The 25,992-nt window shown below is 49.7% G+C and carries 24 protein-coding genes; 10 read left to right on the forward strand and 14 right to left on the reverse strand.

The annotated features are described in order from the left end of the window. The first annotated feature begins 176 nt into the window (after positions 1-176). Both JFY74_09945 and JFY74_09950 read left to right on the forward strand, forming a co-directional pair. Positions 177-3,053, forward strand: a complete 2,877-nt coding sequence (locus JFY74_09945; GenBank protein QQG30311.1) for a flavocytochrome c — start codon at positions 177-179, stop codon at positions 3,051-3,053. Between the two features lie 116 nt (positions 3,054-3,169). Continuing rightward, positions 3,170-4,150, forward strand: coding sequence for an FAD:protein FMN transferase (locus tag JFY74_09950; GenBank protein QQG30312.1), 981 nt, complete (start codon positions 3,170-3,172; stop codon positions 4,148-4,150). A 169-nt stretch (positions 4,151-4,319) separates the two neighbouring features. On the opposite strand, the gene JFY74_09955 is transcribed toward JFY74_09950, so the two are convergent. Both JFY74_09955 and JFY74_09960 read right to left on the reverse strand, forming a co-directional pair. Beyond that, entirely contained in the window at positions 4,320-4,877 is a 558-nt protein-coding gene (locus JFY74_09955; protein ID QQG30313.1) for an inclusion body family protein, read from the reverse strand. A 628-nt stretch (positions 4,878-5,505) separates the two neighbouring features. Next, positions 5,506-6,048 (reverse strand): inclusion body family protein, encoded by a 543-nt coding sequence (locus JFY74_09960; protein ID QQG30314.1) that lies wholly within the window; start codon positions 6,046-6,048, stop codon positions 5,506-5,508. 578 nt (positions 6,049-6,626) lie between these two features. On the opposite strand from JFY74_09960, the gene JFY74_09965 reads away from it, so the two are divergent. Both JFY74_09965 and JFY74_09970 read left to right on the forward strand, forming a co-directional pair. After that, positions 6,627-7,283 (forward strand): fumarylacetoacetate hydrolase family protein, encoded by a 657-nt coding sequence (locus JFY74_09965; protein ID QQG30315.1) that lies wholly within the window; start codon positions 6,627-6,629, stop codon positions 7,281-7,283. A 117-nt stretch (positions 7,284-7,400) separates the two neighbouring features. Further along, the gene (locus tag JFY74_09970) at positions 7,401-7,847 is read left to right on the forward strand and encodes a YcgN family cysteine cluster protein (GenBank protein QQG30316.1); all 447 of its coding nucleotides are present in this window, start codon (positions 7,401-7,403) and stop codon (positions 7,845-7,847) included. A 117-nt stretch (positions 7,848-7,964) separates the two neighbouring features. Here the strand turns inward: JFY74_09970 and mgtS are convergent, their stop codons facing one another. Further along, positions 7,965-8,060, reverse strand: a complete 96-nt coding sequence (mgtS, locus tag JFY74_09975) for a protein MgtS (protein QQG30317.1) — start codon at positions 8,058-8,060, stop codon at positions 7,965-7,967. A gap of 320 nt (positions 8,061-8,380) precedes the next feature. Here mgtS and JFY74_09980 point away from each other — a divergent pair, with 320 nt between their 5' ends. Beyond that, positions 8,381-8,578, forward strand: coding sequence for a DNA polymerase III subunit theta (locus JFY74_09980; GenBank protein ID QQG30318.1), 198 nt, complete (start codon positions 8,381-8,383; stop codon positions 8,576-8,578). 179 nt (positions 8,579-8,757) lie between these two features. On the opposite strand, the gene dsbB is transcribed toward JFY74_09980, so the two are convergent. Further along, positions 8,758-9,288 carry a disulfide bond formation protein DsbB gene (gene dsbB, locus JFY74_09985; GenBank protein ID QQG30319.1) on the reverse strand — a complete coding sequence of 177 codons (531 nt, stop codon included), beginning with the start codon at positions 9,286-9,288 and terminating at the stop codon, positions 8,758-8,760. 194 nt (positions 9,289-9,482) lie between these two features. Further along, positions 9,483-11,063: a sodium/proton antiporter NhaB gene (gene nhaB, locus JFY74_09990; protein ID QQG30320.1), complete on the reverse strand. Its 1,581-nt coding sequence runs from the start codon at positions 11,061-11,063 to the stop codon at positions 9,483-9,485. A gap of 230 nt (positions 11,064-11,293) precedes the next feature. On the opposite strand from nhaB, the gene fadR reads away from it, so the two are divergent. After that, complete coding sequence (fadR, locus tag JFY74_09995) at positions 11,294-12,013, forward strand: fatty acid metabolism transcriptional regulator FadR (GenBank protein QQG30321.1); 720 nt, start codon at positions 11,294-11,296, stop codon at positions 12,011-12,013. 87 nt (positions 12,014-12,100) lie between these two features. Here fadR and JFY74_10000 read toward each other — a convergent pair whose 3' ends face one another. The 8 genes from JFY74_10000 to sapA form a co-directional block, all read right to left on the reverse strand. Further along, entirely contained in the window at positions 12,101-13,642 is a 1,542-nt protein-coding gene (locus JFY74_10000) for a SpoVR family protein (protein QQG30322.1), read from the reverse strand. Between the two features lie 395 nt (positions 13,643-14,037). After that, positions 14,038-14,589 (reverse strand): inclusion body family protein, encoded by a 552-nt coding sequence (locus JFY74_10005; protein ID QQG30508.1) that lies wholly within the window; start codon positions 14,587-14,589, stop codon positions 14,038-14,040. Positions 14,590-14,898: 309 nt separating this feature from the next. Then, the gene (fabI, locus tag JFY74_10010) at positions 14,899-15,687 is read right to left on the reverse strand and encodes an enoyl-ACP reductase FabI (protein ID QQG30323.1); all 789 of its coding nucleotides are present in this window, start codon (positions 15,685-15,687) and stop codon (positions 14,899-14,901) included. A 212-nt stretch (positions 15,688-15,899) separates the two neighbouring features. After that, positions 15,900-16,715 carry a peptide ABC transporter ATP-binding protein SapF gene (gene sapF / locus JFY74_10015; protein QQG30324.1) on the reverse strand — a complete coding sequence of 272 codons (816 nt, stop codon included), beginning with the start codon at positions 16,713-16,715 and terminating at the stop codon, positions 15,900-15,902. Continuing rightward, on the reverse strand, positions 16,715-17,707 hold the full coding sequence (sapD, locus tag JFY74_10020; GenBank protein QQG30325.1) for a peptide ABC transporter ATP-binding protein SapD: 993 nt from the start codon (positions 17,705-17,707) through the stop codon (positions 16,715-16,717). Before sapD ends, sapF begins: the two co-directional genes overlap by 1 nt. Before the next feature lie 16 nt (positions 17,708-17,723). Continuing rightward, positions 17,724-18,614: a peptide ABC transporter permease SapC gene (gene sapC / locus JFY74_10025; GenBank protein ID QQG30326.1), complete on the reverse strand. Its 891-nt coding sequence runs from the start codon at positions 18,612-18,614 to the stop codon at positions 17,724-17,726. Beyond that, positions 18,601-19,566: a peptide ABC transporter permease SapB gene (gene sapB / locus JFY74_10030; GenBank protein QQG30327.1), complete on the reverse strand. Its 966-nt coding sequence runs from the start codon at positions 19,564-19,566 to the stop codon at positions 18,601-18,603. Before sapB ends, sapC begins: the two co-directional genes overlap by 14 nt. Continuing rightward, positions 19,563-21,251: a peptide ABC transporter substrate-binding protein SapA gene (gene sapA / locus JFY74_10035; GenBank protein ID QQG30328.1), complete on the reverse strand. Its 1,689-nt coding sequence runs from the start codon at positions 21,249-21,251 to the stop codon at positions 19,563-19,565. Before sapA ends, sapB begins: the two co-directional genes overlap by 4 nt. A 536-nt stretch (positions 21,252-21,787) precedes the next feature. On the opposite strand from sapA, the gene JFY74_10040 reads away from it, so the two are divergent. Further along, positions 21,788-23,314, forward strand: coding sequence for a cellulase family glycosylhydrolase (locus JFY74_10040; protein ID QQG30329.1), 1,527 nt, complete (start codon positions 21,788-21,790; stop codon positions 23,312-23,314). Positions 23,315-23,385: 71 nt separating this feature from the next. Here JFY74_10040 and pspF read toward each other — a convergent pair whose 3' ends face one another. Further along, on the reverse strand, positions 23,386-24,375 hold the full coding sequence (gene pspF, locus JFY74_10045) for a phage shock protein operon transcriptional activator (GenBank protein QQG30330.1): 990 nt from the start codon (positions 24,373-24,375) through the stop codon (positions 23,386-23,388). A gap of 225 nt (positions 24,376-24,600) precedes the next feature. On the opposite strand from pspF, the gene pspA reads away from it, so the two are divergent. From pspA to pspC, 3 genes are all read left to right on the forward strand, one after another. Beyond that, positions 24,601-25,266, forward strand: coding sequence for a phage shock protein PspA (gene pspA, locus JFY74_10050; GenBank protein ID QQG30331.1), 666 nt, complete (start codon positions 24,601-24,603; stop codon positions 25,264-25,266). Positions 25,267-25,348: 82 nt separating this feature from the next. Next, positions 25,349-25,573, forward strand: coding sequence for an envelope stress response membrane protein PspB (pspB, locus tag JFY74_10055; GenBank protein ID QQG30332.1), 225 nt, complete (start codon positions 25,349-25,351; stop codon positions 25,571-25,573). Next, on the forward strand, positions 25,573-25,938 hold the full coding sequence (gene pspC, locus JFY74_10060) for an envelope stress response membrane protein PspC (GenBank protein QQG30333.1): 366 nt from the start codon (positions 25,573-25,575) through the stop codon (positions 25,936-25,938). Before pspB ends, pspC begins: the two co-directional genes overlap by 1 nt. Positions 25,939-25,992 lie beyond the last annotated feature (54 nt).

Here is a 25,992-nt window from a genome sequence, read left to right on the forward strand (position 1 = left end):
CCTTAATAAAAGCGGATCTACAAAATAGTTTAAATACTAAGAAAACATTTTATAACATCAAAAAAAATAGATACTTGGTAAGTAATAAGTTCGCAAATTATCAGCCAGAAGAATTAATGATTAAAAGAAAACATGGCCTTTTCGAACAAGATTTTATTTTAAGTGGAGTATTCATTATGAAGAATAGTCACCATGATTTATTTGCTGCTTTTACTCTTCCCAACGGCGCGATGCTGAAAAACCGGGTACTGATGGCACCTATGACCACCTGTAGCGGTTTTTACGATGGGAGCGTGACCAAAGAGCTGGTGGAATATTATCAGGCTAGAGCAGGCAGTATCGGCACCGTGATTGTGGAATGCTGTTTTATTGATGACAAAGGGTTGGCCTTTCCCGGCGCGATAGGGATAGACAACGACGACAAAATTGGCGGACTGACCAAAATAGCGACGGCGATTAAAGAAAAAGGGTCGACGGCGATCCTGCAAATTTATCACGGCGGCCGTATGGTCGAACCCCGTTTTATCGGTGGTGCGACGCCGGTTGCCCCGAGCGCGATTGCCGCGCCGCGTGCGGGAGCCATCGTTCCTGTTGCCCTGTCGGGCGATGAGGTTGACGCCATGATCGGCAAGTTTGGCGATGCCGTCCATCGCGCCATTCAGGCGGGCTTCGATGGTGTGGAAATTCACGGTGCGAACACTTACCTTATTCAGCAATTCTATTCTCCCCACTCTAATCAGCGCTCAGATAAATGGGGTGGCAGCCGTGACAAACGCGCGGCCTTCCCGCTGGCAGTGTTGGATATCACCCACGAGGTCGCGGGTAAATACGCCGATCCTTCGTTCATCATCGGTTATCGTTTCTCGCCGGAAGAGATCGAAGAACCGGGTATTCATTTTGATGATTCTCTCTATCTGCTGGAAAAATTGGCGGCGCGTGGGCTGGATTATGTTCATTTCTCTATGGGAAATATTCTGCGCTCGTCCATTATCGAAACAAACGACCCGACCCCGCTGATTAAGAAATATGTTGCCCGCCGTTCCGTGACATTAGCGGCAGTTCCGGTGATTGGCGTAGGGGATATTGTCAATCAGGCAGACGCGGATGCGGCGCTGGAAAATGGTTATGACCTGATTGCCGTCGGCAGAGCCTGTATTGCTTATCCAGACTGGACAGATCGCATTGCCGAGCAGGAAAAACTCGATCTTTATATTGCCAGCGATAAACGTGAAGCATTAACGATCCCTGAACCGCTGTGGCGCTTTTCATTGGTTGAAGCCATGATTCGGGACGTGAATTTAACCGGTAAAAAATTTAAATCCGGGATTTATCAGGAAAATGTTCAGGATGAATGTGGCGAGCTGCGAATTGCTATCCATTTTGAGCAGAATCGGGTCGCCGATATTGCGCTGGAGAATAGCGAGATTGATGATTCACTGAAAATCAGTTTTGAAATTATCCGCGAACGCATTCTGGATACCAATAGCCCCCACGTTGATGCCGTAACGGGCGCAACGGCGCAGAGTGAAGCCATTAAAAAAGCCGTTACCAAGGCGATGGTGAAATCGAGCAAAGACGCCATTATTGCCGACGGCGGTAACCCAGACGCGCGTCGCGAAGCGGATGTGGTGGTGATTGGCAGCGGTGGCGCGGGGCTGGCGGCAGCGATTCAAGCTAGCGAAGAGGGCGCGCGCGTTATCGTCATTGAAAAGATGCCAGTCATCGGCGGCAATACCATCAAGGCCTCTGCCGGTATGAACGCGGCGGGAACCGTCTTCCAACAAAATAAAGGTATCGAAGATAGCCAGGCGCTGTTCTATGACGAAACGCTGAAAAGCGGCAAACAGAAGAACAATCCCGCACTGGTGCAATACTTCGTCGATCATGCGCCTGACGCGATCAACTGGCTGGCGCAGCACGAGATTGAACTGAGCGACATCACCACGACGGGTGGTATGAGCGTTGACAGAACGCATCGCCCTGCTAACGGCGCAGCGGTGGGCGGCTATCTGGTCAGCGGGCTGATTAAGAACCTCAATAAATACAATATTGAGGTGCTGCTGGAAACGTCGGTAACTGAAATTGTGCAGGAGAAAGGCAAGGTTAGTGCCGTCAGAGTCGTCAATGAGGAGCAGGAAGCGAGCCTGATTGCGACAAAAACGGTGATTGTCGCCACGGGCGGTTTTAGTGCCAATCAGGCGATGGTGGAGTCATACCGCCCAGACCTGAAAGGCTTCGTCACCACCAACCACAAAGGCGCCACGGGCGGCGGCATTCGTCTGCTGGAACAGATCGGCGCGGATACGGTGGACATGGGGGAAATTCAAACCCATCCGACGGTTGAACAGACAACCTCTTATCTGATCTCCGAATCCATTCGCGGCGGCGGGGCTATTCTGGTGTCGCAGCGCGGGGAGCGTTTCTTTAACGAAATGGAGACGCGGGATAACGTTTCGTCCGCCATCGTCAACCTGCCGGAAGAATGCGCGTACATCCTGTTCGACGAGCAGGTCAGAAACCGCAATCGGGCGGTCGAAGAGTATGTCGCACAGGGGCTGACCGTCAGTGCGGGTAGCGTTGCTGAACTGGCTGACAAGCTCAATATGCCGCCAGCGGCGCTGCACGCCACGTTCGAACGTTACAATGCCTTTATTGCCGGTAAACACGATGAAGATTTTGGTCGTACCACGGGGATGCGTGATCCGCTGAATCAGGCACCTTACTACGCGATTAAAGTGGCACCGGGCGTGCATCATACGATGGGCGGCGTGACCATTAACGAAAAAGCGGAAGTGCTGAATCGCCATAAAGAGACGATCTCTGGGGCTTATGCCGCAGGGGAAGTGGTTGGCGGGATCCACGGGGCGAACCGCATTGGCGGCAACGCCGTAGCGGATATCATTATCTTCGGTATTCAGGCGGGGATTCAGGCAGCGGCCTATGCGCGGGCACCGCGTCGTTCCGATGCTTTTCCGACGAAGGCGCGCAAGGCAAAGTTTGCGAAAGCTGTGGCGAAAACGGCTGAAAATCAGCCGATGCTGGTAGCCGAGTAAGTGATAGAAAAGAACGTGATAAAAGAGTAGTGCTAATGGCGGGCATCTGAAAGGGCGCTCGCGATTTTTCCGACCGTTTCCTCTCTGTACCGCCATTCGATCATGGGAGTCACCGTATGCCTTCTGTCGATAACGCTTACGCCTATTCCGTTCACCTGATGGGCAGCCCCATTCTGCTCAAACTGTTTGTCCATGATGAAACCGCGGTCAGGCAGGTTTTCCAACGCATCAAGCAGCTTGAAGACTTGCTAACCGTTAATCGAGCGCAGTCAGAAGTGATGAGCATCAACCATGCGGCGGGGAGAGGATACGTTTCGGTCAGTCCAGTTGTCTTTGAGTTGATTAAGCGCGCCAAAGCGGTGAGTCTGATTGAAAACAGCGGCTTTAACGTCGCGATTGGCCCCGTCGTGAAACTATGGAAAATCGGTTTTAGCGGCAGCACGGTGCCTGACAGCGAATCGATACAACGGGCGCTGGCATTAACGCATCCCGAGCGCATTATTCTCAGAGAGCAGGACTGCGCCGTGATGCTAGAAAGCGCGGGAATGGAGATCGACCTGGGCGCGATTGCGAAAGGCTATATCGCCGATATCGTCCGAGACGTCCTGCATCAACATGCGATTCAGGATGCGTTGATCAATCTGGGGGGAAACGTGCTCGCTATCGGCAGCGCGTTGACGGATGAACAAGGGCTATGGAGCGTCGGGTTACAGAAGCCTTTCGCGGATCGTGATAGCCTGCTGGGCATTATTAAGGTGAAGAACAAATCCGTGGTGACATCCGGCGTCTATGAACGCTTTTTTACCGTGGATGACCATATCTATCATCATATTCTCGATCCTCGGACGGGTTATCCGCTGGATAATGAACTGCACAGCGTCACCGTTATCTCGAACGACTCTCTCGACGGCGATATCTACACCACGTTGCTTTATGGTATGGGCGTCAGCGCAGGCATTACCTTTCTACAACACCAGCCGGATATCGAAGCGATCTTTGTGACAAAAGCGCGAGAGATTATCTTTTCTTCTCAGCGGCATTATGTGTTTGATTTGCTAGATGATAGCTATTTAGTTCACGTCGGAAGCATCATGTAAACGCGAATGATGACTAATGAAAATCAGTTTCCAGAGAGTGAAAACTGAGTGCAATAGATTAATGATGTGCGTGTTGGTGCTTTCGAATATAGTTAATCAATAAAGGTATTTAAAATACAATGGCTCAATGATGATATTGAGCCATTGTATTATCTAACTAATTATATAATTACTCTTTGACTGTAATTGTCGGGTCCCACTGGAAGTAACCATAGAGTTCTTGATTTCCGCCGTGTGGTCTATAGTATAACGCAAATTGTACTTGGTAATGCTCTGTTCCTAAGTCATTTACAATTGCCTGAGCATACCAATGTTTTCGTTCAACGAATGTAACAGGGAGTGCTGAGGTGCTATTGGTTGGACTTGGTTCTGATTCTACACGAGCGCTATTAATGAACTCAAGACCGGCAAAAACAGTGTTTCCTGCATATTTAGGTAACCCATAAACTAAAACACTTGAGTCTGAGTTAGCTGATTCTGACATGCCTGTCCAGCGAATAACATCATCGCGATTTGCTTTAACATTGAGGTCGCTTGTTCCACTTCCTGATATAGTAGACTGACCCGGTGCAACCATGTATGCGTATTTGTGAGCGATCGCCTTTGGATGTTTTTCATCTCGACTAGCAGAATCAAATGGAAAATCATTGATAACACTATCTGTATCAATAATAACTATAATATTGATAACGTTATTGCTTGAGTTACGTGGTGTGATGTTACTCATAAGGTATCCTTTTTTAAATAATTAACAATAATTTTGAAAATATATGTTGCGCCGCAGGTGGTGAATATATTAAGGGAAGAGTTAACTTACCCTGTTATTGATACTAGTTGTGTTATTTGGTTTTTACAATAACAACGCAAGATTATTTTTTAGATTTATTAGCTAGGGTTTTCATTATTCATCGGGTGATTTTATTATTGTTTTTCTTATAATGATTTTTTTAAATATAATTTATTTTTAATTTACACTCTAAATAATTTGAATTCCAGACAAGCAACAAGAGAGAGAATCCGATGGCCTTGCTTAAGTCATTCGGGGGGAGGGATGGTGTTGTCTGGCGTCGTACACTAGATATGCCGGAGAACGATACAGGTCTGTTCCGGGTAGACTATTCTCAGGTAAAGGGGGCTGTTAGGTGAAGTTGAGCAGCTGCCTTTGGAACAATGAAAGAGGGCGAGTGTGCGCTGGCTGAACAATTGATAAGCCAGATTGTTTGTAAGGGGGGTGACCTTCCCCGAGTGGTAAAAGAAAGGCAGAAAAATATAACAAAGCCAGTCAGTTAAGCAACTGACTGGCTTCACCGCAGGAGGAGGTGTTTTACAATAAAGCGAAAAGATAAGATTCTTATTTAGCTAAGGACATTGATTGATGCCGCTATTTGGAAATAGGAGTAAAGTTTTGGATCATTACTCTCTGGTCTACTGTATAATGCGAATTGAATGTAATACTCTTCTTGTCCTTTATCCCTCACTGTTGACTGCATATACCAGTGTTCTTGTGCAACAAAAGATGCGGGAAGTGGTTTAGTTGAGCCCGGCACCACTGAAGTACGTTTTCTTTTGTTATAAGTCGGAGCTGTGAATGTGTCAGCGCCTGATTTTTTAGATATATTATAGATTAAAACACTCGAGTCTGCGTTAGATGACTCGGACATGGCAAACCAACGAATAATGTCATCGATATTCGCTTTTATTTTGAGATTGCCGGTTCCAGAACCCTCGAGAGCGAAATCTCCTGTTACTACCATATAAGCAAGGCTTTTATTTTCAATTACTATCGGATTTTCCATTTTATCACTGGTTTTTATATTTTTATCGTTACGGATGGCCTCTGTGTCAAAAATAGTATTTATATTAATAATATGATGACTTGAACGTGGGGGAGTACTCATGTTTACCTCATTTGTTTTTAATAATAAAGCTAATGATTATTAATGTATATTGTTTTTACATTAATACAATTTCACTACACCTACGATTAAATGATAGATGAGCTTTTTTTTTTTGCATAATAAATGAATTTATTTTTAATAAATAATGATTTGATTTTGGTGGTGAAGGTTTTATTTCAATGAACTAAAAATACAGAGTGATTATTTCTAACAAGAATTATTTCTTGGTGTGGGTAAAAATAGTGTGGTGCTTCCGGTTGGTTTATCCTCGTATATAATGTTCGTTCTTTAGATTATCTCATACCCTGCATTAATGTTCACTGTCTACGTGATCAGTCTCCTAATATTTTGGCCTGTCGCTCATGCTGAAGTGGAGCTTATCGATGAATTCGATGAAAAATGACATTTTGTCGGCATTAAAGCCTATCAGCCTTGCTCTCCTGAAATCTATTGGGGTAACCTCTGCTGCGGTGATATAACGATGGTTTTGCGCCATTGTGTTCTTATAGCTGTTTTTTTGGACGTGTTCTGTGCCACGAAAACAGCGATAATCCAACAGACAGGGCAGGAGAATACCTATGTATCAACACAGAGACTGGCAGGGCGCGCTGCTTGATTTTCCAGTAAATAAAGTCGTTTGCGTCGGAAGTAACTACTCAGAACACATCAAAGAAATGGGCAGTGCGACCCCGAGTGAGCCAGTTTTATTCATCAAGCCTGAAACCGCACTGTGTGACTTATGTCAGCCTGTTGCCATCCCCAAAAAGCTGGGATCGGTTCACCACGAGGTTGAGCTGGCTGTGCTAATCGGTACGCCGTTGACGCAGGCGAATGAAGAGCGCGTCGCCCGGGCGATTGCGGGTTATGGCGTGGCGCTGGATCTGACATTGCGTGATTTGCAGTCTGAATTCAAAAAAGTGGGTCAACCGTGGGAAAAAGCCAAAGCGTTTGACGGCTCCTGCCCGATCTCCGGTTTTATTCCGGTTGCCGAGTTTGGCGATCCGCAGCAAATCGAGCTGGGTGTAAAAGTGAACGATGAAGTGCGCCAGCAGGGCAATACGCGTGATATGATTACACCGATTCTGCCGCTGATTGCCTATATGAGCCGTTTCTTTACGTTGCGCGCGGGCGATATTATTTTAACGGGTACGCCGAAAGGGGTCGGTCCGATCCTGTCAGGCGATATGTTGACGATTACGGTGAATGATCGGACGTTGAGCACGCGTATTATCTAACGCCCCGACTGCCCGTGTTGAACGACGGGCAGCAAAACCTCCCCGCCGCAACCTGCCAGAATCACACCTCTTTTTCACAATACAGATTTTTCACAATACAAAGTAACCGGAAGAAAAATGACTGAACGCCCTTTTTGGCAGCAAAAAACGTTATCTGAGATGTCTGACGATGAATGGGAATCGCTGTGCGATGGCTGCGGTCAGTGCTGTTTGCATAAACTGATTGATGAGGATACTGAGGAAATTTACTTTACCAACGTCGCCTGCAATCAACTGAATATTAAAAGCTGCCAGTGCCGTAACTATGAGAAACGCTTCGAGTATGAGCCGGACTGCATCAAGCTGACGCGTGAAAACCTGCTGACGTTTAACTGGCTACCAGCGACCTGTGCTTATCGCCTGATTCATGAACGTGAAGGTTTACCGCAATGGCATCCGCTGGTATGCGGTACTAAAACGGCAATGCACCGTGAGCGCATCTCCGTGCGTCATATCGCCGTAAGCGAGAGTGAGGTGGTGGACTGGCAGGATCATATTTTTAACAAACCCGAATGGGCGCGATAGTTATTGTTCGGTGTGGGCGGTTGTCTGGTTGAAACTGTTTACTGGTTAAAACAAGAAGCCCCTCAATCTTAATCACTCAGAAGAGGGGCTTTTTATCGGGGGGAGAGTCGGTGTTCATCAGTCATCCCATCTGGGGCTTAGGTATGCAGCCAGAAAGCTGAGAAAAAGAAGGCCGCCTAATACGGCGATGAAGACTTTGATACTGCCTAACATGGTTGTTTCTCCTGAGTAGATTAATTGCGATAGAAATACCTCATAGGGTGAAAAGTCATCGTTGACCTGCGGTATGTACTATAGACATGGGGGATATGTTCATGAAGAAAAAACGCTCAGAAAACGGGGCGTGGTTTACATATCGTTGAGGTAAAAAACACCACGCCACACTTCACTGCCGAAGCGGGAATGCTCATCTGTTTTTTGCCTTCCACTTCACACTTTTCTTGTTCATTGTGCGAATCATGCTGCCTTCTCCGGCATAAATCGTGACGTGTTGTATAATTTTAGAGCCACGTAACCAGCAGGAGGGAGAGTATGTGATTAACTTTGAGAAAATTATTCTTGAGTACAGCGAGCAGTACACAGACTTTGCTGCCTCCACCATTGCTTTTATGGAAAGTCAGGAAAAAAAGATCGACGCAGATGAAATATCACGAAGAATTCCGCAGGAAAAAAGGCCTTTTTTTAACGAACGATTAGGCCATTATCGCGATATCTACAGGCCGCAGCAGTGACGATGGGCGCAAACCAGTGAGGCGTAGAAACGGTTACGAAAAGCCCGACAACCTTGTCGGGCTTTTCGATTTATATCCGTCATACTTCAAATTGCAAAGCGTTGGCTCGTTAGGCCAACGCTTTGCGTTGTTCAAACGTTAACGTTTGTCCTGAGACTCGAATTATTTAGGGTATATCATTAACGGCTGAAGAGATCGCGACGCTTGGGACGAAAAGGCTGGGCGATCAGCACTAGCACGGCAATCAACAGATAAGCGGCGAAGATGCCAAGTAGCCATTGCGGCATTTCCATAGAAAGAAATGACCACTGACGCTCTGAGCAATCCCCTGTTGCATTGAAAATGGCGGGTAGCCATTTGTCCAAAGGTAACCAGGACGGGAAGCTGACAAAGAAGTCACAGGTATTAAACGGCGACGGATTTAACAAAATATCCGTGTGTTTCCATGCCAGCCTAAGCCCTTCGTAAGAACTGTATATCCATAGCGCGATAGCGGGGTAACGCAACGGAGTTGATGGCGCCATGGCACCAACAATACCTGCTGCGAACACGCCCCACAGCGCGCAGCGCTGGTAGATACACAGCACGCACGGTTTTAATAGCATAACGTGCTGAAAATAGAGCGCAGTCAATTCCAACGCTAAAGCAGTAAACGCCAGCAGCAGCCACGCACCACGCCCGCGTGAGCAACGATTAAGAAATCGCAACATAAAAATATTCCATGCTAAACATGATTAAAGCAGCAGTGTAAACCGTTCTGGCTTCACTGCCATCATTTCACTGTGCAAAACGTAACGATATGTTTATTTGATGCTTTTCTATCATTATGTGGCGACGAAAAGCGTATTGATAACGTCATCAAGACGGAAATTGTCGCCACCGTGATGACTATACACGATCGTGATTATGAGTGACTGCCCGATATGGTCAAGTCTGGCAAAGAAATCCATTGTTTATTCATCAAAAAATCGGTGAACGGCACGAGCGTGAACTCAACGCAAAGCAAACCGACCAGCGTCATCACAATGGTATAAGGTAGCGCCATGATCACCATGCGCCCGTAAGACAGGCGGATAAGCGGTGCCAGAGCGGAAGTCAGCAAGAATAGGAACGCGGCTTGCCCATTCGGCGTGGCGACGGAAGGTAGGTTGGTGCCAGTATTGATCGCTACCGCAAGCAGTTCGAACTGGGGCAGCGAGATGTGTCCATTCTCAAATGCATTACGCGCTTCGTTAATATAAACCGAGCCAACGAAGACGTTATCCGATATTGATGATAGCAGGCCATTGAACAGATAAAACTGCGTCAGTTGCGCACTCTCAGAAGATTGAAGGACGTAATGGATAATCGGCGAGAACAACTGCTGCTCGATAATGACGGCGACGATGGCAAAGAAGACTGTCAACAGTGCGGTAAACGGCATGGCATCCTGAAAGGCTTTACCGATGGCATGTTCTTCCGTCACGCCGCAGAACGTTGTGGCCATGATAATCACAGAAAGGCCAATCAGCCCAACCTCCGCCAGATGAAACGCCAGTGCAACAATGAGCCAGACGCCAATCACCGCCTGCACGATTAGGCGCGTGTTATCTTGCTGTGTGCGCTTTTCTGTCATGTCCCGATCGTAATCTTCAAGTACACGACGCACATTATCTGGCAGGTTGACGCCGTAGCCGAAGAGTTTAAAACGCTCAACCAGTACGCAGGTCAGGATACCGCAAATAAACACCGGGACGGTCACGGGTGACATTCGCAGGAAGAAGCTGACGAAATCCCAACCTGCGCTTTTTGCGATAATCAGGTTCTGAGGTTCGCCAACCATTGTCATTACGCCACCCAGAGCAGTACCGACGCCAGAATGCATGAGCAGGCTGCGCAGGAATGCCCGAAATTGCTCCAGCGTACGGTGATGCTCTTCACTGTTCAATGCGCTGTCATCGCTGATATCGGCTTCGTTTTCACCCTGTTGGGATACGAAGCGATGGTAGATCCCATAAAATCCGATAGCGACGCTGATAACAACAGCAATCACGGTCAATGCATCAAGGAAGGCGGAAAGGAAGGCAGCGGCAACACAAAAAGCAAGTGATAGCAGCGTTTTGGAATGAATGCGCAGCAACAATTTGGTAAACACAAAGAGCAACAGCTGCTTCATGAAATAAATGCCAGCTACCATAAACACCAGCAGCATGAGGACTTCAATATTCCCGGTGACTTCATGCCACACCTGTTGCGGGCTGGTCATACCGATAAATATCGCTTGTAGCACCAGCAGGCCGCCAGGCTGTAATGGGTAACATTTCAGCGCCATACCTAGCGTAAAAATAAACTCCACGACGAGTAACCAACCGGCCCAAAACGGGCTGACAAAATAGAACAGCAGCGGATTAAGCAGCAAGAAGCAAAAAATAGTCAATTTGTACCAGTCTGGCGCGTATCCGAGGAAATTTTTTAATAGCGCACGGTGGAGGGGCATGCCGCTCATAATGGAAGAGGAATCCTTATTCGTTAGAATAGTTTGATGGTTTTTATCATATCGTAAAAACTTTACAAACGGGCAGAAGTCTACCGTTCTACGCCGCAAGAGGGCGGTTTGCAGTCACAATTTTTCATTGAAATGGTTCGGTGCCCGAGTGCGGCGCTATATCATGATTCTTTCGTCTGGTATTATGACTTGGCTTTTTTCGGCAATCACCGCTACGGATTATCAAACACATGGTTATAAAGGCGCAAAGTCCGGCTGGATTCGCGGAAGAATACATTATCGAAAGTATATGGAATAACCGCTTTCCTCCTGGCTCTATTTTGCCCGCGGAAAGAGAGCTTTCCGAACTGATCGGCGTGACACGTACTACCCTGCGTGAGGTACTTCAGCGCTTAGCCCGTGATGGCTGGTTGACGATACAGCACGGGAAACCCACAAAAATTAACAATTTTTGGGAAACCTCGGGGCTCAATATTCTGGAAACGCTGGCGCGACTCGATCACGATAGCGTGCCGCAACTGATCGATAACCTGCTGGCCGTGCGCACCAACATCGCCGCTATTTTTATTCGGACGGCGTTACGCCATAACCCGGAAAAAGTGCGTGATGTATTAACTCAGGCAAGCGCGGTAGACGATAGCGCAGAAGCTTTTGCGCAGCTTGACTACAACGTGTTCCGTGGTTTGGCTTTTGCCTCTGGCAATCCGATTTATGGTCTGATCCTGAACGGTCTGAAAGGGCTATATATCCGCGTAGGGCGCTACTATTTTTCCAATCCGGAAGCCCGCAAGCTGGCGGTGAATTTTTACGGTCGGTTGGAAGCGTTGCGTAGCGAAGAGCTCTACGATCAGGTGATGGATGTCGTCAGACATTACGGTAAAGAAAGCGGCGCGATCTGGCACAGTATGCAGAGTGCTATCCCGCGGGATATCGCAGAAGTACGCCGCTAAGACTCATACCGCGTCATGATGAAAATATGAAAGGGGATTCAGGTAACAACCTGAATCCCCTTTGTCTTTAGTCATGTAGCCGTTTCGCTATGTGGATGTTGCCCCGTTACGCGGCGGGCAGCGTTCAAGCAGTTCAATACTGCCATCCACATTAGTCTGTTCCAGATAGACGTCAAACCCCCACAGACGATGGACGTGCTTCAACACTTCCTGGCTACTTTTATCCAGCGGGGCGCGGTTATGCGGTACATAGCGTAACGTCAGTGCTCGGTTACCGCGTAAATCCACATTCCAGACCTGAATGTTCGGCTCCAGATGGCTCAGGTTGTACTGTGCCGACAGTTCCTGCCGAATCAGGCGGTAGCCTTCTTCGTCGTGAATCGCGGCAATTTCCAGATAATTGTTTCGATCATCGTCCAGCACGGTAAATAGCCGGAAGTCACGCATCAATTTAGGCGACAGGAACTGGCTGATGAAACTCTCGTCTTTGAAGTTCTGCATCGCAAAATGCAGTGTATCGAGCCAATTTTTACCGGCAATATCGGGAAACCAGTAGCGGTCTTCGTCGGTCGGTGACTGACAAATACGTTTGATGTCCTGAAACATGGCGAAGCCCAGCGCATAAGGATTGATGCCGCTGTAATATGGACTGTTATACGGCGGCTGATAAATCACATTAGTGTGGCTGTGCAGGAATTCCAGCATGAAACGCTCAGAGACCCGGCCTTCATCATAGAGATGGTTCAGGATGGTGTAGTGCCAGAAGGTGGCCCAGCCTTCATTCATCACCTGAGTCTGCTTCTGCGGATAGAAGTACTGGCTGACTTTACGCACGATGCGCAGAACCTCTCGCTGCCAAGGCTCCAGTAGTGGTGCATTTTTCTCCATGAAATAGAGTAGGTTTTCCTGCGGTTCTTGCGGGAAGCGTCTCGCTTGTTCTGGTGCGGCACCCTGTTCGCGTCGTGGTAATGTCTTCCAGAGGTCATTCACCTGGCTTTGCAGATAGGCCTCACGGCTTTTCTGGCGGGATTTTTCCTCTTCGAGCGAAATTTTTTGCGGACGCTTGTAGCGATCAACGCCGTAATTCATCAGCGCATGGCAAGAATCTAACAGATGTTCCACCTCGTCTACGCCATAACGCTCTTCGCATTGCGCAATATACTGCCGGGCAAACAGCAGGTAATCGACAATAGAACTGGCGTCGGTCCAACTGCGGAACAAGTAATTACCTTTGAAGAATGAGTTGTGTCCGTAGCAGGCATGTGCCATGACCAGCGCCTGCATTGGCAGCGTGTTTTCTTCCATCAAATACGCGATACAGGGATCGGAGTTAATGACGATTTCGTATGCCAGCCCCTGCTGCCCGTGTTTGTAACGCTGTTCGGTTTCGATAAACTTCTTCCCGAACGACCAGTGGGAATAGTTGATCGGCATGCCTATACTGGAATAGGCATCCATCATTTGTTCTGAAGTGATGACTTCAATCTGATGAGGATAGGTCGCCAGACGATACGACTTGGCCACCCGATCGATTTCATCGAGGTAAACCTGCAATAACTCAAACGTCCAGTCCGGTCCATCACTCAGGCGAAGTGTTTTTTTTACCTGATTATCCGTCGATATAGCCATCAGCGCGCCCCTTACCATAACAAGCCTATACATGAGATTTCGTTTACTGCCTTCCCGCTGGCTCCTGTCAAAAAATCATCGTGGTTCATTTAGTTATAGCTGAGCTTTGGAAACGCGGCAATTGACGAATTGAGCGTGTTGCTGGAGAAAGAACACTGAGGTTATGCCCTCTCATGATAGTTAGTTTGCGGCGTTAGGTTGCAGACATCTTTCTGCTAATCACGATAGCCTGCTTGGCATCACTAAGATGCAAAACTAATTCGTATTTATTTTCTTCTTGGCAATATTATACACTTGAATTTCTTGATAATGATTTTTCGGTAAAAGAGACTATTTAAAGTATAGGAATAAATGGTTAAAATTCATTAGCCATTTATTCCACTAGATGTAATTTTTTAATTAGATACAGTAATAGTCGGGTCCCATTGGAAGTAACCAAAAAGTTTCTGTTCTCCACCTTCAGGACGGTAATATACCCCAAATTGTACTTGGTATTTTTCAGTCCCTGCTTTAGTAATATCAGCTTGAATAAACCAATTAGATTGTTCCTCGAATTTTACAGGGAAAGGGCCAGTTGAGCCTGGTTTCGGTAACATGGATTTTTTCGTATACATTTTGAATGCTGCATCTGTAAACACATCTGTGCCGCCAAATTTTGGTAAATCATAAATTAAAACACTGGAATCAAAGTTATTGGATTCTGAGACTCCGGTCCAACGAATGACATCCCCTACATTGGCTTTTATATTAAGATCTGCCGTACCAGAACCTTTAATGACAGATTTATTGGTTGCTACCATGTAAGAATATTCATGACCAATTTGGGTTGGTTTCTTTTGATCCTGACTGGGGTTTCTTCCGATAAATTTATTAATAATAAAGTCAGTATCTATAACAACAGTAACATTAATAACATTATGGCTTGATCTAGTATCATTAGGATTAATTTCACTCATGGGATAACCTCACTTGTTCACGCTAAATAATATTTTATGCAATAATAATCGCATGCTATGGTTTTTTTCTGAGAGCATATATGAATCGCTAGATTTTTATCATAGTTTGTTATTTTGTTTTTACAAGAATAAATTTTTTTTATTTTTTTATTTTGGTCATTATTTAATTGAGGTTACTTTCTTAAATTATTATATCTAGGGTATTTAAATATTAATGATTATTATTTTATATGTTAATTTAAGCAATTATATCTTTTAAATAAAAAAGTAGCCTATCCGAGATAGGCTACTTTTGATGACTTATTTCAGTTCCAACTCGTTCATGGCGGCGATGCTGAAACCACCGTCGACGTGCAGAACTTCACCGGAGATACCGGCAGCCAGATCGGAACACAGGAACGCGGCAGAGTTGCCCACATCTTCAATGGTAACGACACGGCGGATTGGCGTAACGGCTTCGCAGTGCGACAGCATTTTCTTGAAGTCTTTGATGCCGGAGGCGGCCAGTGTACGAATCGGGCCCGCAGAGATGGCGTTGACGCGCACGCCCTGAGCACCCATGGCATTCGCCATGTAACGTACGTTCGCTTCCAGAGACGCTTTTGCCAGACCCATCACGTTGTAGTTAGGGATAGCACGCTCAGCACCCAGGTAGGACAGGGTAACCAGCGCAGAGTTCGGGTTCAGCATCTTACGGCAGGCTTTCGCCATCGCGACGAAGCTGTAAGAGCTGATATCGTGAGAAATGCTGAAACCTTCACGGGTAACGGCATCAACGTAGTCACCGTCCAGTTGGTCGCCCGGTGCGTAAGCAATGGAGTGCACGAAGCCATCAAAGTTCGGCCATACGTTAGCCAGTTCGGTAAACAGTGCTTCGATGCTGGCATCTTCAGCGACATCACACGGCAGAACGATGCTGGAACCCAGTTCGCTGGCAAAGCCTTCAACGCGTGCTTTCAATTTGTCGTTCTGATACGTGAAGGCCAGTTCGGCACCTTCGCGTTGCATTGCTTGTGCAATACCGTAGGCAATAGAACGGTTGCTGGCAACACCTGTTACCAGAATGCGCTTACCGGTAAGAAAACCCATAGCAGTAATCCTTGTGATCATTGTTGCTGCGATCGCCACTTTTGTGCGTGTAAACAGTAAGTGTGCCCGTAAACGTACGCGGCAAGTGACGGCCGAGATGAATAAACCGCGCGATTCTACCATGTTGGGGACGGTAGGGGTACTCCGAGCAGTATCCCCCTTTTTCCACAGTCCTGTGGCCGTCGCGGGGATGCTGCCGTGGTGCGCGGAGATTAACGTTGTGCGCCGTCGCGTCGCCAGGCGTCGGCGCTGAGCGCTTCGCCGAAGTGGCTGGCAATCAAACGTTTCGTCAGGTCATGTAGCGGGGTGGACAACACATCGGCGGTACTGCCGCGTTCGACCACTTCGCCTGCCTGCATCACCAGAATCTGGTCGCTGATGTGTTTCATCATGCCCAGATGCTGCGTCACGTAAATATAAGAGATACCGTGCTTTTCCTGTAGTTCCAGCATCAGATTAATAATCTGTGACCGCATAGACATATCCAGTGACGCCAGTGCCTCATCGGCGACAATCACTTTCGGTTGCAGGATCAGGGCACGCGCCAGACCGACGCGCTGTTTTTGCCCCGGCGCGAGCGCATGCGGATAGTAATAGGCGTGATCGGGACGTAGCCCAACCTGATGCAGCGCTTGGTTAATCGCTCTTTCACGCGCTTCGGCGCTGAGGTCGGTATTCAGTCGCAGCGGGACATCCAGCAGTTGCCCGATGCGCTGGCGCGGATTGAGCGCATTGCTCGCATCCTGAAAGATCATGCGGATGCGCTGGCTGCGATAGCGGTAATCGCCGTAGTGCAGCGGATGGTCATCGATAACCAGCTCGCCGGACGTCGGCGCGATCATGCCCGACAGCATTTTAGCCAGCGTTGATTTCCCTGATCCGTTCTCGCCGATGATGGCGAGCGTTTGCCGTTCACGCAGCGTAAAGCTGACGGATTTCACCGCCTCAACATGCTGACGACGGAACAGCCCAGTCCGATAGCGAAACGTCTTGGTCAGGTTGCGGGCTTCAAGCAGCATCTCAACCATCACGGTTCCTCCATGTTGAGCGGAAAGTGGCAGGCATATAAGTGGTTCTTAACGGAGAGCAGCGGCGGCGTTTGCATACACTGCTTTTGTGAATAAGGGCAACGTGGGCCGAGCCGGCAGCCAATCGGCAGGTGTTCCAGCGAGGGAATCGCACCGTTCAGGGTGTTTAACCGGCTTTTGTGCGGCAGCGAGCGGCCGAAATCGGGCATTGCGCGAATCAGCGCCTGCGTATAAGGATGATGCGGCGCGGTGATCAAATCTTCACTGGTAGCGCTTTCCACCGTTTGACCGCAATAGAGCACGTTAATCCGATCAGCCCATTTGCTCATGGTTTGCAGGTCATGGCTGATGAGCAGAATCGTGGTGTTATTGTTCTGGTTCAGGCGCGACAGCAGGCGGAAAATCTGTGCCTGCGTGGTCGATTCCATGGCGTTGGTTGGTTCATCGGCAATCAGCAGGCGCGGCTGGTTCGCTAGCGCGATGGCAATCATCACTTTCTGACACTCGCCGTCGCTTAGCTCATAGGGATAGCTGCCCATAATGTCTTTGTGATCTTTAATCCCGACGCGGTGCAGCAGTTCGATCGCGCGGCGCTTGCGCCAGTTAAACCGCTGCCACCAGCGGCCTTTATACGTCCAGCCGGGAATCGCCTGCACCAGTTGCTTACCGACACTTTCGGACGGATCGAGACAGGATTGCGGCTCCTGGAAAATCATGGAGACGTTATGGCCGACCAGCTTACGTCGCTCGCGCGACGACAGTTGCAGCAGGTCGATGTCATCGAAGCGGAAGCGATCGGCGGTTACGCGCCAGTTTTCTTTGGTGATCCCGCAGATGGCTTTAGCAATCAGGCTTTTACCGGAGCCGGATTCGCCCACCAGCCCGCGAATTTCCCCTTCGCTCAGCGTCATACTGACGCGGTCGACGGCTTTTACTGCGCCGTCTGCGGTCAGAAATTCAATCGTCAGGTTACGGATATCAAGTAATGGCATAGGGAGTCGTCGCCTCTTATTCCGTTTCCGCGACGAGCGCGCGGCGGATGCCGTCGCCCAGCAGGTTGACGATTAACACGCTCAGTGCGATAGCTGCGCCGGGCAGCATCACGGTCCACGGTGCGGCATAAACCAGCTCCAGCGAGTTGCCAAGCAGGGCACCCCATTCGGTTGTCGGTAACTGCGCGCCCAAATCGAGAAAACCCAGTGCGGCGATATCCAGAATGGCGATCGACAACGCGCGGGTAAATTCGGAGACCAGCAACGCAGCGATGTTTGGCAGCACGACGAACCAGACCAGATAAAGCGTGGAAGCGCCGTCGAGGCGGGCAGCGATCACGTACTCTTTGTCCATTTCATCGTGCACAGCGTTGTAGATGGTGCGCACCATACGCGGCAACAGCGCCAGCCAGACGGCGAGCATCGCGTGTTCGAGCTTAGGGCCGATAAAGGCGATGACTACAATCGCCAGCAGCAGCGACGGAATAGACAGCAGCGTATCCAGAATATGGTTGAGCATCGCAGAGCGCAGCCCGCGTGTGACGCCCGCAAAAACGCCCAACACGATGCCGCATAGCGCTGCCGCGTAGGTGACGATGAGCGAGGCGCCGACGGTCGGTGCTGCACCGCTCAGCAGGCGGCTTAGCTGGTCGCGACCTAAATCGTCGGTGCCGAGAAAGAACGAGACTTCACCGTAGTGAGACCAGGAAGGAGGCAGCAACTGATAGCCCAAGAATTGCTGGTCAACTTCATAAGGTACGAGAAATTTGCCGAACAGGCACAGACCGATCAGGATCAGAAAGCCGTATAGCCCGATCATCGCCAGCATATCCTGGTGGAATGCCCGCCAGGTATCGCCTAGTCGGCTAGGCAGCCGCTTTTCGCTATAAACGTTATCGTAGGGCATACCATTCCTTGTGTTTCAACGGATTTGCCATGGCACCCCAAATATCGGACAGGATGTTAACTGTGATGACCATTGCACCGACCACCATCACGCCCGCAGAAATTGCAGCAAAATCCTGCTGACGAATGGCATTCACCAGCCAGCGACCGATACCCGGCCAGTTAAAGACCACTTCGGTAATCATCGTCAGCGTCAGCATGGTGGAAAATTGTAATCCCAATTTGGGAATGATCGGCGGCAGCGCGTTATGAATCAGGTGGCGGCGAATGATCGTAAAGCGCGACAGTCCGCGGGTGGCTGCCGCTTTAATGTAGTTTTTGCTGATAATTTCCGTAGTGCTGACGCGCATCAGGCGAATCACTTCAGTCGTCGGCCCGACAGCCAGCACGGTAATCGGCAGAATCAGGTGGCGGATGGCGCTGACGATCATTTCACCGCGATGTGGCGAATCTGACAGCCAAGCGTCAATCAGCGCAAATCCGGTGACGGTTTTTACCTGATAGAGCAGGTCGAAACGGCCTGAAACTGGCAGCCAACCGAGGTGCAGCGAGAAGAAGAGCGTCAACAGTAGCGCCAGCCAGAACACCGGTAGGGAAAAGCCGATGAGCGCCAGCGTGCTAATTACAATGTCCGCGCCGCGATTCTGCATTACGCCGGCGGTAATCCCCAGTGGAATGCCGACCAGCAGCGAGAGCGCAAACGCCAGCAGACAAAGTTCAATCGTGGCCGGGAACACTTCTTTCAGCAATTCGCTGATGGCCTGTCCGTTAATACTGGAGCGACCGAAATCCCCCTGAAGCAGACTGGTGAGGTAAAAGTGATAGGCATCAAACAGCGCTGCGCCGTTGAGCGGTGCGTTAGGCGTGTAATAACTGAGGCTAAAGCCAACCAGCGTCAGCAGTGACAAGGTCACAATCAGTAACACCAGACGTCGCAAGGTAAAGATAATCACGGCTGTGCTTCCTCCACGGTTTCCGGTGCAGAAGGCTTCTGCTGCGGCTGTTGGTCCTCGCGGAAGACGCCCGCGAACGAGGCATTGCCGAAGGGACTCAATACCAGCCCTTTCATGTCATAGCGGTAGGCCAGCAGCCGTAATGACGACGCCAGCGGCAGAACGGGTAATTGTTCTGCCAGAATACGCTGTGCCTGCTGATAATAGTCAATCCGCTTAGAAAGCTGCTGTGACGAGAGCGCGTTTTGCAGCACTTCATCAAAAGTGGGATCGCACCAGTGCGCGTAGTTGCTCTGGGAGCGAATAGCAGCGCAACTTAGCAACGGCCGGAAAAAGCTGTCTGGATCGTTACTGTCCGTTGCCCAGCCTGCCAGCGTTAAATCGTGGCTGAGCTCCATCAGCCGCGCTTCCTGAAAACGGCCTTCCACCGGAACGATGGTCACGGTGACGCCAATTTGCGCCAGATCGGCCTGTAAAAGTTCTGCCGTTTTCAACGGGCTGGGGTTATAGGATTGTGAGGCACTGGGTACCCACAGGCGCAAGTTTAGGTTAGTCAGCCCCAGTTCCTGCAAGATTTGCCGCGCTTTCTTCGGATTATATTCCGTAACCTGCGATTCATTGTCGTACGCCCACGAAGCACGAGGCAAAATAGACGCCGCCGTTTCCGCCGTGCCGTAATAGATCGACTGCATCAGCCTGTCGTTATTGATCGCCAGTGCGATGGCTTCCCGCACGCGGCGGTCGTCCAACGGCGGTTTACGCACGTTGAAGGCCAGATAGGCGACGTTCATGCCGGGGCGTAGCGAGAGACGCAGGCGCGGGTCGTTACGCAGGATCGTCAACTGACTGGCTGCCGGATAGGCGAGGACATCACATTCGCCTGTCAGCAGTTTGGATAAGCGACCCGTACCGCCGGAACCGAGATCGACAACTACCTGCCGCATGCGTGGCAGGCCGCGCCAATAATCACTGTTGCGCGTCAACCGGATATATTGCCCGTTGCGGTATTCATTGAGCAGATAAGGGCCGGTGCCGACCGGTTCGCGATCCAGTAGCTCTTTCTTGTCTTCTTTCGTCAGGCGTTGCGCGTATTCTGCGGACAGAATCGGCGCGTAGTGTGTGGCGAGATGCCAGAGGAAAGAGGCGTCCGGGCTGTTGAGCCGGATCTCAATGCTGTATTCGCCCAACTTGCGGATACTTTGCACCGAATCGGCGAATTGCAGACTGTCGAAGTAGGGATATTCGCTGCCGTTGACATCATGATACGGGTGTTTTTCGTCCAGCATGCGCTGGAAGCTGAATATCACGTCGTCAGCGTTCATATTGCGGGTTGGGCTGAACCAGGCGGTGTGCTGAAACGGCACATCGCGGCGCAGGTAGAAACGGTATGTCGAACCGTTGTCCAAGACTTCCCAACGCTGAGCCAGTTCTGGCATCAGACGATAGGTATAAGGATCGACATCCAGCAGGCGATCGTAAAGCTGCGCCGCCAGCGTATCAATGGTGACACCGCTGCGCGCCATCTGCGGGTTAAACGTGTTCAGGACATCATTGACGCAATAGACAAAACCGCTCTGGCGAATATTTTCCAGCGGAGCAGGCGGCGTTGGCACGGACGGTGGTGCAGCCAGTGCAGGCAAAGCCAGCCAGGTGAGTGCCAGTGCGAAACAGGTTTTTCCGAACATACGGGATTTTTCAGTCAAGACGGTTATATACAGAGTGTATCGCACTCTTGGCATCCTCCCCACTCTTGTTATGCGCGTCTGGCGACTTTCCAACCGCTTAAGGCATCAGATGTGTCAGTGGAGAGGTTATTGGCAGAAATAATCGTATTCTGAACGGCATTTTTTCTGTGGATTGCGATGACAGGAACCCCATAATCAGCATGGTAATGAGAAAAATTCTCAACAAAGTGCTTTACAAATGATATTGATAAGTATTATCATCATTTTCGCACTTCAGCAGTGGCTTCTCGCAGGCACTGAAGGAGAGCACGACATTGCTCACATTGCTTCCAGTATTATTTTAGCCAGCCGACGTGCTGGCTTTTTTTTGCCTGAAAAATGACCTCGTTAGATACTTACCTTGCTTTCTATTTCCCTGTAAATAATTAATAAAATCAATATGGTTGGGATATTTCCTAAATTGTTTGCGGGAACAAAAATCTCCCTTATCATGCCTATACCCAAGATCATGTGGGTTCACAATGGAGATAAGGAATATGTGGATGAGAAGGAATCAAATCGTCAGGAAATTGACGTTAGGTGTGGTAACAACGGTGCTGGGGATGTCACTCAGTTTTTCAGCATTATCCGCCACGCCAGTAGAAACGCATGGTCAGCTGTCCATCGAAAACGGGCGACTGGTGGATGAACAGGGGAAAAGGGTGCAGCTGAGAGGGGTCAGTTCGCACGGTTTGCAGTGGTTTGGTGACTATGTCAACAAGGACTCGATGAAGTGGCTGCGTGATGACTGGGGGATTAACGTATTCCGCGTCGCCATGTACACGGCGGCGGATGGCTATATTTCCAATCCCTCCCTCGCCAATAAGGTAAAAGAGGCCGTTGCGGCGGCGCAAAGCCTCGGCGTTTACATCATCATCGACTGGCATATCTTGTCGGATAACGATCCCAATATTTATAAAGCACAGGCAAAAACCTTCTTTGCCGAAATGGCTGGGCTGTATGGCAGCTCGCCGAACGTGATTTATGAAATCGCCAATGAGCCAAACGGTGGCGTGACATGGAACGGGCAGATTCGGCCTTATGCGCTGGAAGTGACTGACACCATCCGTAGCAAAGATCCCGATAACCTTATCATCGTCGGTACGGGCACCTGGAGTCAGGATATCCACGATGCAGCGGATAATCAGCTGCCCGATCCGAATACGATGTACGCGCTGCATTTCTATGCGGGTACGCACGGGCAGTTCCTGCGCGATCGTATTGACTATGCGCAAAGTCGCGGCGCAGCGATTTTTGTCAGCGAGTGGGGCACCAGCGATGCGTCCGGCAACGGTGGGCCGTTCCTACCTGAATCGCAGACTTGGATCGATTTCCTGAATAACCGTGGCGTAAGCTGGGTGAACTGGTCGCTTACCGATAAGTCAGAGGCGTCCGCCGCGCTGGCACCGGGGGCGAGCAAATCAGGCGGCTGGACGGAGCAGAACCTGTCGACGTCAGGCAAATTTGTCAGAGAGCAGATTCGTGCAGGTGCGGATCTGAGTAATGGCGATACGCCGACTACCCCGACCACGCCAACGGAGCCGACTAACCCAGGTAATGGAACAACGGGTGACGTCGTGCTGCAATATCGTAATGTGGATAACAACCCGTCCGATGATGCGATTCGTATGGCCGTCAACATCAAAAATACCGGCAGTACGCCGATCAAACTGAGCGATCTGCAAGTACGCTACTACTTCCATGATGATGGCAAACCTGGCGCGAACCTCTTTGTTGACTGGGCGAACGTCGGCCCTAACAATATCGTGACCAGCACGGGGACGCCAGCCGCCAGCACCGATAAGGCTAATCGCTATGTTCTGGTGACCTTCAGCAGCGGAGCTGGCTCCCTTCAGCCGGGCGCGGAAACCGGTGAAGTGCAGGTGCGTATCCACGCCGGTGACTGGAGCAATGTGAATGAAACCAACGACTATTCATACGGCGCTAACGTCACGAGCTACGCTAACTGGGATAAGATCACCGTGCACGATAAAGGCACGCTGGTATGGGGAACGGAGCCGTAATCGCGTGCTGTTAACCTATTAATCCATTTCCTCTGCGGGCGTTAATTCGCCCGCATTTTCTTTCCCGCCTCTTACTCATTCACCACAATATCGTGTTTCTTTAGCAATCCACGCAGTTGGTGATAGGTTAATCCCAGCAGTTCAGCAGCCTTACGCTGGTTAAACTTTGCCTGATTCAATGCCCGTTCGATCAAGCCTTTCTCTTGTTCCAACAGCCACGGTTTCATCTCCAGCGGTAAATCCGGCTGGCCGATTACCGTACGCGATGGCGTTTCCTGAACAGCGGGAGTTCGGCGGAAGGGGTTCAGAATGATGGCATCGAGAGGTTGCTCGCTGTCGCCGTGGCGGTACACCGAACGTTCAACCACGTTTTTCAGCTCACGAATATTGCCCGGCCAGCCGTAATTCAGCAGCGTCTCGCGTGCGGCTGGCGTAAAACCGGGAAAGAGCGGCAGATGCAATTCGCGGCACATCTGAATCGCAAAGTTATCTGCCAGCAACATGATGTCCTGTTGGCGTTCACGCAGCGGCGGGAGCTGGACAACGTCAAAGGCCAAACGGTCGAGCAGGTCCGCGCGGAATTTACCGCTGGCGGCAAGCGCAGGCAGATCGTCATTGGTCGCGCATACCAGACGCACATCAACCTGTAGCTGATCTCGGCCGCCGACACGTTCCAGCATGCCGTATTCGATCACTCGCAGTAATTTTTCCTGCACCAGCATCGGCGCAGTAGCCAGTTCATCCAAAAACAACGTTCCACCGTCGGCGCGTTCAAAACGTCCGAGATGACGCTTCTGCGCCCCAGTAAATGCACCCGCTTCATGACCAAACAGCTCGGAATCAAGCAAATTTTCGTTGAGTGCAGCGCAATTCAGCGAAACGAACGGCCCTTGCCAACGTGGAGAAAGATAATGTAGACGACTGGCGATCAGCTCTTTACCGGTGCCGCGTTCACCGATCACCAGCACAGGCTTATTCAACTGCGCCAGTTGCGACACCTGTTCCAGTACCTCCAAAAAGCTGTTGGCTTCGCCGAGCAGGTTCTCTTTTTCCTGAAGCATGATGTCCCTCCGTGTTATTTTTACTAACTATTAGCGTATTTGACTAATCTAACGGAAAGGGAAAAATAATCAAAGTTATCTATTCTTTTATTTTCAGTGAGTTAAATAAAATTAAAAGTTGGCATGCTTATTGATATACCTATAGGGAGATCGCGACTGGCTCGGCTGGTCCCGGTGATAAATCAGGCGTAATCAGACGCTGGAAATCATGAAGAGGATGTAATTATGGGTATTTTTTCTCGTTTTGCCGACATCGTGAACGCCAACATCAATTCATTGCTGGATAAAGCTGAAGATCCGCAGAAATTGGTGCGGCTGATGATTCAGGAAATGGAAGATACGCTGGTTGAAGTACGTTCAACCTCGGCGCGGGCGCTGGCAGAAAAGAAACAGATTGCCCGCCGTATTGAACAAGCGCACGGTCAGCAAGATCAGTGGCAGGAAAAAGCCGAGCTGGCGCTACGCAAAGATAAAGACGATCTGGCCCGTGCGGCGCTGATTGAAAAGCAGAAGCTGACTGACCTGATCGCGATGTTGCAGCATGAAGCCGAAAGCGTGGATGAAACGCTGGAGCGCATGAAGCGTGAAATCGGCGAGCTGGAAAACAAATTGAGCGAAACCCGTGCCCGCCAGCAGGCGCTGACACTGCGCCATCAGGCTGCGGCATCGTCACGTGATGTGCGCCGCCAATTGGATAGCGGTAAGCTGGACGAAGCCATGGCGCGTTTCGATCAGTTCGAACGTCGTATCGACACGATGGAGGCGGAGGCGGAAAGCCACGGGCTGGGGAAACAAAAATCGCTGGATCAGCAGTTTGCCGAGCTGAAAGCGGACGATGAAATCAGCGCGCAGCTGGCGGCACTTAAAGCTAAAGTTAAGCCAGCAGAGTAATAAAGCGTAAACGCCATCGGATGGCTGTCGTTAGAAAACGGCAGCCGCCATAGGGCGTGTAAATAATAACTAAGGAGACACAATGAGTGCGTTGTTTCTTGCCATTCCGCTGACCATTTTCATGTTGTTTGTGGCACCGATATGGATTTGGCTACATTACAGTCAGCGTAAAAACAGTGCTCAACTGGGACAAAACGATATGCAACGTCTGACACGCTTAACGGAAGAGTCTAACCGCATGCGTGAGCGTATCAGGGCACTGGAAGACATTCTGGATGCAGAACACCCAGACTGGAGAAAATCGTAATGAAAAATACGTGGTCAGGTAAAAAATTATACCGTTTACCGGAAGAAGGTATGCTGAAAGGGGTTTGCGCTGGTTTAGCACGTTATTTTGACGTGCCAGTGAAGCTCGTACGGCTGATTACGGTGCTGTCGATATTTTTCGGCCTGTTCTTTTTCACCGTGGTGGCTTACATCATCCTGACCTTTATGCTCGATCCGGCTCCGGCAGGAATGGGATTTGAGGATGAAAAGACGGCTCGTACCCCTAGCCAATTGCTAAATGAAGCCGATGCGACGTTGCAGGCCAGCGAACAGCGCCTGCGCAACATTGAACGCTATGTCACCTCGGATACGTTTGGCGTCCAAAACCGCTTTCGTCACCTGTAATTTGTCATCGGTTATACTCTTTCGCTGACATTATCCACCGTACGACTTGAGTCG

Source organism: Pectobacterium carotovorum (assembly GCA_016415585.1).
Classification (GTDB): domain Bacteria; phylum Pseudomonadota; class Gammaproteobacteria; order Enterobacterales; family Enterobacteriaceae; genus Pectobacterium; species Pectobacterium carotovorum_K.